The following is a 6,000-nucleotide window of genomic DNA, read 5'->3' on the forward strand; positions in this document are numbered from 1 at the left end:
CACGACGAGCAGCGCCGACGCGACATCCTCGGGCGAGATGACCAGGCTCGGGCCGAGCCGGACGTACTTGGCGAGACAGGGCGTCACGTTGGCCTTGATGCCCTGGTTCGCCGGATACGCGACGACCGCACCCGGTGGGCACCCCTCGATCCGTGCACGCCGTCGACCGCGACGAGAATGCGCTCTCCCGGCGGCCACGGCGCCGCCGCCCACGCCGACACCCCCGTGAGGAACGCCCGACGTCCCGCCCGATGTCGTGCTCCGCGCATGTGTGCCCCCAGGCCCGATCGGCCTCCGGCGCTATTCGGTTCCCTGGCGATACAGATCCGAGTTCAGCACTTCCAGGAGATCGTCACGCAGGCCGTTGATCCGCCCGGTCCGGGTGAGGACCTGGGTCGGGATGGCGTGCGGCTCCGCGAGGATGGCCAAAAAGACGTGCTCGACGCCTGTCGTTTCCAGTCCGTGGCTGTGTGCGGTGGCGCGGGCCAGGCGCAGGATCGATTCCAGGCGGGGGCTGTACGGCGAGTTCTCCTCGGCCACGGGTTCCCTCTTTCGGGTCGGCGCCGACCCATGTTTTCCCGTCGCGCACGCGGCACCGGGAAAACATCGGTCGGCGGATGAGCGCGCACGGCCGCCTCTACGTGCGAGAGGAATTGCCGGGAACCCGGCACTCACTGGTCGAGGCGGGACCACTGCCCGACGGGGTGGGGGCCGGCGCCGCGCCGAGCGCGCGTCGGGCGGCGCGGGATTCGAACCAGGCCTATCCGTGGCGTCGACAGGAACACGACCACACGCGACCGAAGTCGATGTGGGCGCGCTTGGCAAGACCCGGGTTGCGCGGCATGCGCCAAGTTCAACAGTCACGGTGTGTTCGCGTCAACCTCGTCGCGGTGATCACCTGCGGGCCGGCCGAGCGTGCGTTCGGCGGGGTCCTCAGGACGGTGGCCCGACGAGGCAGCCGCTGCTCCGCGTCCCGCGCGGGTCGCGGGTCGGTCCACTCGGCCCGGCGACCACTTGCGAAGTCATACCCCCGGCCCCTATCGTCCGTCGTATGAAGACCTCTTCAGACGTTACGATGATCGACAGCCCCCGAGGGAGGTAGGACGCCGTGGCCCACCCCGTGGACGCGGACCGTGTGGACGCCGTGCGCGGGCGCCTGCCCGACACCGATCACCTGGCCGAGACCGCCGACGTTTTCGCCCTGCTCGGTGATCCGGGTCGGCTCACCCTCCTGGTGGCTCTCCTGGAGGGCGAGTTGTGTGTGCGCGACCTCGCCGCCGCGTGCGGGCAGGGGGAATCCGCCGTGTCGCACCAACTCAGATTGCTTCGCGCGCACCAGGTGGTGACCGTGCGCCGCGCCGGCCGCATGGCGTACTACCGCCTCGCCGACGCCCACGTCCGGCTGCTCCTGGACCTGGCTCTCGCACACATCGGCCACGCCCCCGCCACCGACCACACCGGTTGCGCCACGCCGCCTCCCGGAGGGACCCCATGACGCCCCGGCACCACGAGCACGCCGAGCCCGAGGATCACGTCGAGCACGACCCGAGGCCCGGGACGAAGACCGCTCACGACAAGGCCCACGCCCACGACCACGGCTCCCACGGCGGCCATTCGCACGGCGTTGCCGCCGACGCGGATCGGCGCTATCTGACCGCCGCGCTCGTGCTCATCGGCGCGTTCATCGTGGTCGAGGTCACCGTCGGCATCCTGGCCGGTTCGCTGGCCCTGATCACCGACGCCGGGCACATGGTCACCGACGCGTTCGCGATCGGGCTGGCCCTCGTGGCCATGCGACTCGCGGCCCGCCCCGCCCGCGGCCGCTGGACGTACGGCTTCAAGCGCGCCGAGATCCTGTCCGCGCAGATCAACGGCATCACCTTCCTGGTGCTGGCCGTCTGGTTCGTCTACGAGGCCGTGCGCCGGCTGATCAATCCCCCCGACGTCGAAGGCGGACTGGTCATCGCGACCGCCGCGGTCGGCATCGTGGTCAACGTGCTCGCCGCCTGGCTGATCTCGCGCGCCAACCGCTCCAGCCTGAACGTCGAGGGCGCCTACCAGCACATCCTCAACGACCTCTGGGCCTTCATCGCGACCCTGGTCTCCGGCGTCGTGGTCCTGTCCACCGGCTTCGCCCGCGCCGACGCGATCGCGTCCCTGGTGGTCGCGGCGCTCATGCTCAAGTCGGGTGTCACGCTGGTCCGCGAGTCGTGGCGGATCTTCCTGGAGGCAGCCCCCGAAGGCATCGACCCCGACGCGGTCGGCGCCGACCTGGCCGCCGTCGACGGTGTCACCGAGGTGCACGACCTGCACATCTGGACGATCACGTCCGGCTTCCTCGCGCTGTCCGCGCACGTCCTCGTCCAGCCCGGCGACGACTGCCACCGCGTTCGCGACCGCCTGGAAGAGCACCTACAGGAGCGCTACGAGATCACCCACACCACGCTCCAGGTCGACCACGCCGAACCCGCCACCCTGGCGATCGGTACCGTTCGGGCCGCCCACTGCGCCGACCCCCACGGCGCGACCCACACGCGCTGACCGGTCCCGCGCAAAAAAACTCCGCACACGCCACCGGGCCCGCACGCCACCTCGGCGCGCGGGCCCGGCCGCACCGGTCGAACGAGCCGACCGGGTACATCAAATCCTTTGCCGCTACCGCTAGTTCGTCGCCGCCGCGCGGACCGTACGCAGTCGCTCCGAGCGCAGTTGCTCGTGCCACTGGTCGGCCAGCGGCGTCAGCGGCACGCCGGTCGCCCACGTCAGCAGCAGGTCGGCCAGTGCCGGGTTTCGCGACATCACGGGCCCGTGCAGGTAGGTGCCGATCACCCGCCCCGCGTACGCGCCTTCGGTGCCGTCGCCGGTTCCGTTGCCGTTGCCGTGGGTGACCCGAGCCAGCGGCCTCGCGCCGGAGCCCACGTGGGTGACGCCCTGGTGGTTCTCGAACCCGGACAGCACCGGCAGCCCCAACGCGGGGTCCACCTCGGCCAGCACCTCGCCCACGCACCGCTTGCCCGGCGCACCGCGCCCGGAGCGTACGTCGAGCAGGCCCAAACCGGCCTCGACCTGGTCGAGGTCGTCGACGAACTCGTTGCCGATGATCTGGTAGCCCGCGCACACCGCGAGCAGCGCCGCACCGGCGCCCACCGCCGTGGCCAGACCGGGATCGCGGCGAAGCCGCTCCGCCGCCAAGCGCTGCGGGCGGTCCTCACCGCCACCGATCAGGTAGATGTCTCCCGACGTCGGCACCGGCTGGTCGGAGCGCACGTCCACCCGCTCGACCTCGATGCCGCGCATCAGCGCGCGCCGTTCCACGATCAGCGCGTTGCCCTGGTCGCCGTAGGTGCTGAGCAGGTCCGGGTAGATCCAGACCAGCCTCAGCCTGCTCTCACCGATCATGCCTGTGCCGCTTCCTTGATCGTCTTGCGCAGCTGTTGGAACGCCGTGTAGTTGGCGATGACCTCGATCTGGCCGGGCGGGGCCGCCGCCACCGCCTGACCGAGCGTTTCGCACACCTGGAACTGCAGGCCCGCGACTTCGAGCCGCACCGCGAGGTCCAGGCGACGCTGACCGAGCACGAACAGCGGCCGGCCGGCGAGCTGGGTGAAGTCCACGTCCCAGATCCAGGACGTGTCCTTGCCGTCCGCGTCCAGCGCGTTCACCGACAGGATCACCGGCGTGGGCGGGGGATCGATCAGCGAGAACGTCTCGACCCAGCCGGCGGGGTTCTTCGCGAGCAGCAGACGCAGCTTGCGGCCCGCGTAGTCGACCACGTCGTAGCGGCCCGCGACTGCGGTGACGTGCTTCATCCGCTCCAACGCGGCCTCGACCGGTACCCCGAACAACGATGCCACCGCCGCGGCGGTGACCGCGTTGGCGCGGTTGGCGCGGCCCGGAAGCTGCAGGTACAGCGGCCACACGCGCCCGTCGGGGTCGACCATCTGTTCGCCGGCCAGCGACCACGTGGGGGAGGGGCGCCGGAAGTCGCACTCCGAGCAGAACCAGTCCTCGCCCGGACGCTGCATGACGCCGCCGCACTGCGGGCACGACCAGGAGTCCTCCTGCCAGGTCTGCCCGGCGGCCACCCACAGGACGTCCTTGCTGGAGGACGCGGCCCACACGATGAGCGGGTCGTCGGCGTTGGCGACCACGATCGCCTCGCGACCGCGCAGGCCCTCGCGCCACTTCTCGGCGAGCATGCGCGTCTCCGCGGCCCGGTCGAGCTGGTCGCGGGAGAGGTTGAGCAGCGCGATGGCCACCGGGTCGGAGTCGCGGGCGACGCCGGCGAGGTACTTCTCGTCCACCTCGATCACGCCGTACTTGGCCTCGGCCCCGGCGCCCGCGAGGGCGGAGGTGATGCCGGCGGGCATGTTCGCGCCCAGCGCGTTGGACACCACCGGCCCGGCCGCGCGCATCGCCTCGGCGATCAGCCGGGTCGTGGTGGTCTTGCCGTTGGTACCCGAGACCAACACCACCTGCAGGCCCACGGACAACTGCGCGAGCAGGTCCGGAGCGAGGCGCAGCGCGAGCTTGCCGCCGATCACCGAACCACTGCCCTTGCCGGCACGCCGCGAGATCGCCGCGGTCACCCGACTCGCGGTGATCGCCAGTTTTGACCGCGGCGGCAGGGACTCGACGGAACGCTGGGGCGCTCCACCGCGGCCACCCTGGCCGGGAACGCTATTGCCTGACATCGAAGAAGGATCCTCCAAGGGACGGCCCCGACCGGCGGTGGCCCATGACCGGTTGTACCGGGTGTCACCCTATCGAGATCACGGGCCCTCGCGCCGACGCGTGGCCCCGTGTGCCTCTCCCGTCACAGCAGGTCAGATCGCGCTCGCCGGTACGAGGCTCGCTTCGCGCTCGCCGGTACCGGGCTCCCCGCTCACCGGTATCGGGTTCCTGCTCACCGGTACCGGCACAGACCGGTCGCCCGCCGTCCCGCCCGCTCGCCGCCACCCGCTCAGGGCAGTCGCCAGTCGACCGGTTCGGCCCCCAAGCCCACCAGAAGCTCGTTCGTCCGCGAGAACGGGCGGGAGCCGAAGAAGCCACCCGCAGCCGACAATGGCGACGGGTGCGCCGACTCCACGACGGCCGCCCCCGGGCCGAGCAAGGGTCGCGCGTTGCGCGCGTCGCGACCCCACAGGATGGACACCATCGGCTTGCCGCGCGCGGCCAGTGCCTTGATCGCCTGCTCGGTGACCTCCTCCCAGCCCTTGCCGCGATGCGCGGCGGAGTTGCCGGGAGCGGTGGTCAGCGCGCGGTTGAGCAGCAGTACGCCCTGTTGTGCCCACGGGGTCAGGTCACCGTTGGTGGGCATCGGGAGATCGAGGTCGTGACCCATCTCGGTGAAGATGTTGATCAGCGATTTCGGCAGTGGTCGCACGTGCGGGGCGACGGAGAAGCTCAACCCGATCGCGTGCCCGGGAGTGGGGTAGGGATCCTGCCCCACGATCAACACCCGTACGTCGTCGAACGGTTGGCTGAACGCGCGCAATACGTCCGCCCCGGCCGGTACGTAGCGCCGCCCGGCCGCTATCTCACCCCGCAGGAAGTCCCCCATCGCGGCCACTCTGCCCGCTACCGGTTCCAGGGCCTTCGCCCATCCTGCCTCGACAATCTCGCCCAACGGCCGTGCCACCATGGCGCCAGAGCATAGGGCAATCGGGTGACACCACCCTCACCGAGTGACACTCCGGCCCGGCGCACCCGCGCACCGCCTCGCCCATGTCCCCCGCCGACGACCGCGACCGATCACCCGTACCCCGCACCGGAGTCGCCCGTATCGCGCCGCGCTGTGCCGTGCCGCGCCCGGGCCGGGGCGGACGCGGGCGCGAACTGGGACGGCGGGCGGCATCCCCGAACCGGAGTCGCTCGTATCGCGCCGTGCTGTGCCCGGGTCGACGCGGGCGCGGGCGCGATCTGGGACGGTCGGCGGTATCCCCGCATCGCAGTCGCTCGTATTGCGCCGCGCCCGGGCCGAGACCGACGCGGGCGCGC

The 6,000-nt window shown here is 71.4% G+C and carries 6 protein-coding genes; 2 read left to right on the forward strand and 4 right to left on the reverse strand.

What is annotated here, in order from left to right; all coding sequences use genetic code 11:
* Positions 1 to 300: 300 nt before the first annotated feature.
* On the reverse strand, positions 301 to 540 hold the full coding sequence (locus GT354_RS43860) for a Clp protease N-terminal domain-containing protein (protein ID WP_161362694.1): 240 nt from the start codon (positions 538 to 540) through the stop codon (positions 301 to 303).
* A gap of 568 nt (positions 541 to 1,108) precedes the next feature.
* Here GT354_RS43860 and GT354_RS43865 point away from each other — a divergent pair.
* Positions 1,109 to 1,495, forward strand: coding sequence for a metalloregulator ArsR/SmtB family transcription factor (locus GT354_RS43865; RefSeq protein WP_161362697.1), 387 nt, complete (start codon positions 1,109 to 1,111; stop codon positions 1,493 to 1,495).
* Positions 1,492 to 2,541: a cation diffusion facilitator family transporter gene (locus tag GT354_RS43870; protein ID WP_161362699.1), complete on the forward strand. Its 1,050-nt coding sequence runs from the start codon at positions 1,492 to 1,494 to the stop codon at positions 2,539 to 2,541. Before GT354_RS43865 ends, GT354_RS43870 begins: the two co-directional genes overlap by 4 nt.
* Before the next feature lie 120 nt (positions 2,542 to 2,661).
* On the opposite strand, the gene GT354_RS43875 is transcribed toward GT354_RS43870, so the two are convergent.
* From GT354_RS43875 to GT354_RS43885, 3 genes are all read right to left on the reverse strand, one after another.
* Positions 2,662 to 3,396, reverse strand: coding sequence for a glutamine amidotransferase (locus GT354_RS43875; RefSeq protein WP_161362713.1), 735 nt, complete (start codon positions 3,394 to 3,396; stop codon positions 2,662 to 2,664).
* Entirely contained in the window at positions 3,396 to 4,694 is a 1,299-nt protein-coding gene (locus tag GT354_RS43880; RefSeq protein ID WP_161362700.1) for a MurT ligase domain-containing protein, read from the reverse strand. The genes GT354_RS43875 and GT354_RS43880 overlap by 1 nt, the downstream gene beginning before the upstream one ends.
* A gap of 269 nt (positions 4,695 to 4,963) precedes the next feature.
* A complete protein-coding gene (locus GT354_RS43885; RefSeq protein WP_161362702.1) occupies positions 4,964 to 5,644 on the reverse strand; it encodes a uracil-DNA glycosylase in 681 nt (226 codons plus the stop codon).
* Positions 5,645 to 6,000 lie beyond the last annotated feature (356 nt).

The sequence above is a fragment of the Streptomyces sp. SID3343 genome, from assembly GCF_009865215.1.
Classification (GTDB): domain Bacteria; phylum Actinomycetota; class Actinomycetes; order Streptomycetales; family Streptomycetaceae; genus Embleya.

What these genes read in the sequence shown, in the direction of transcription:
- GT354_RS43870 (WP_161362699.1), top strand. Translation starts at nt 1,492, where the DNA reads ATGACGCCCCGGCACCACGAGCACGCCGAGCCCGAGGATCACGTCGAG.
- GT354_RS43880 (WP_161362700.1), bottom strand. Translation starts at nt 4,694, where the DNA reads ATGTCAGGCAATAGCGTTCCCGGCCAGGGTGGCCGCGGTGGAGCGCCC.
- GT354_RS43885 (WP_161362702.1), bottom strand. Translation starts at nt 5,644, where the DNA reads ATGGTGGCACGGCCGTTGGGCGAGATTGTCGAGGCAGGATGGGCGAAG.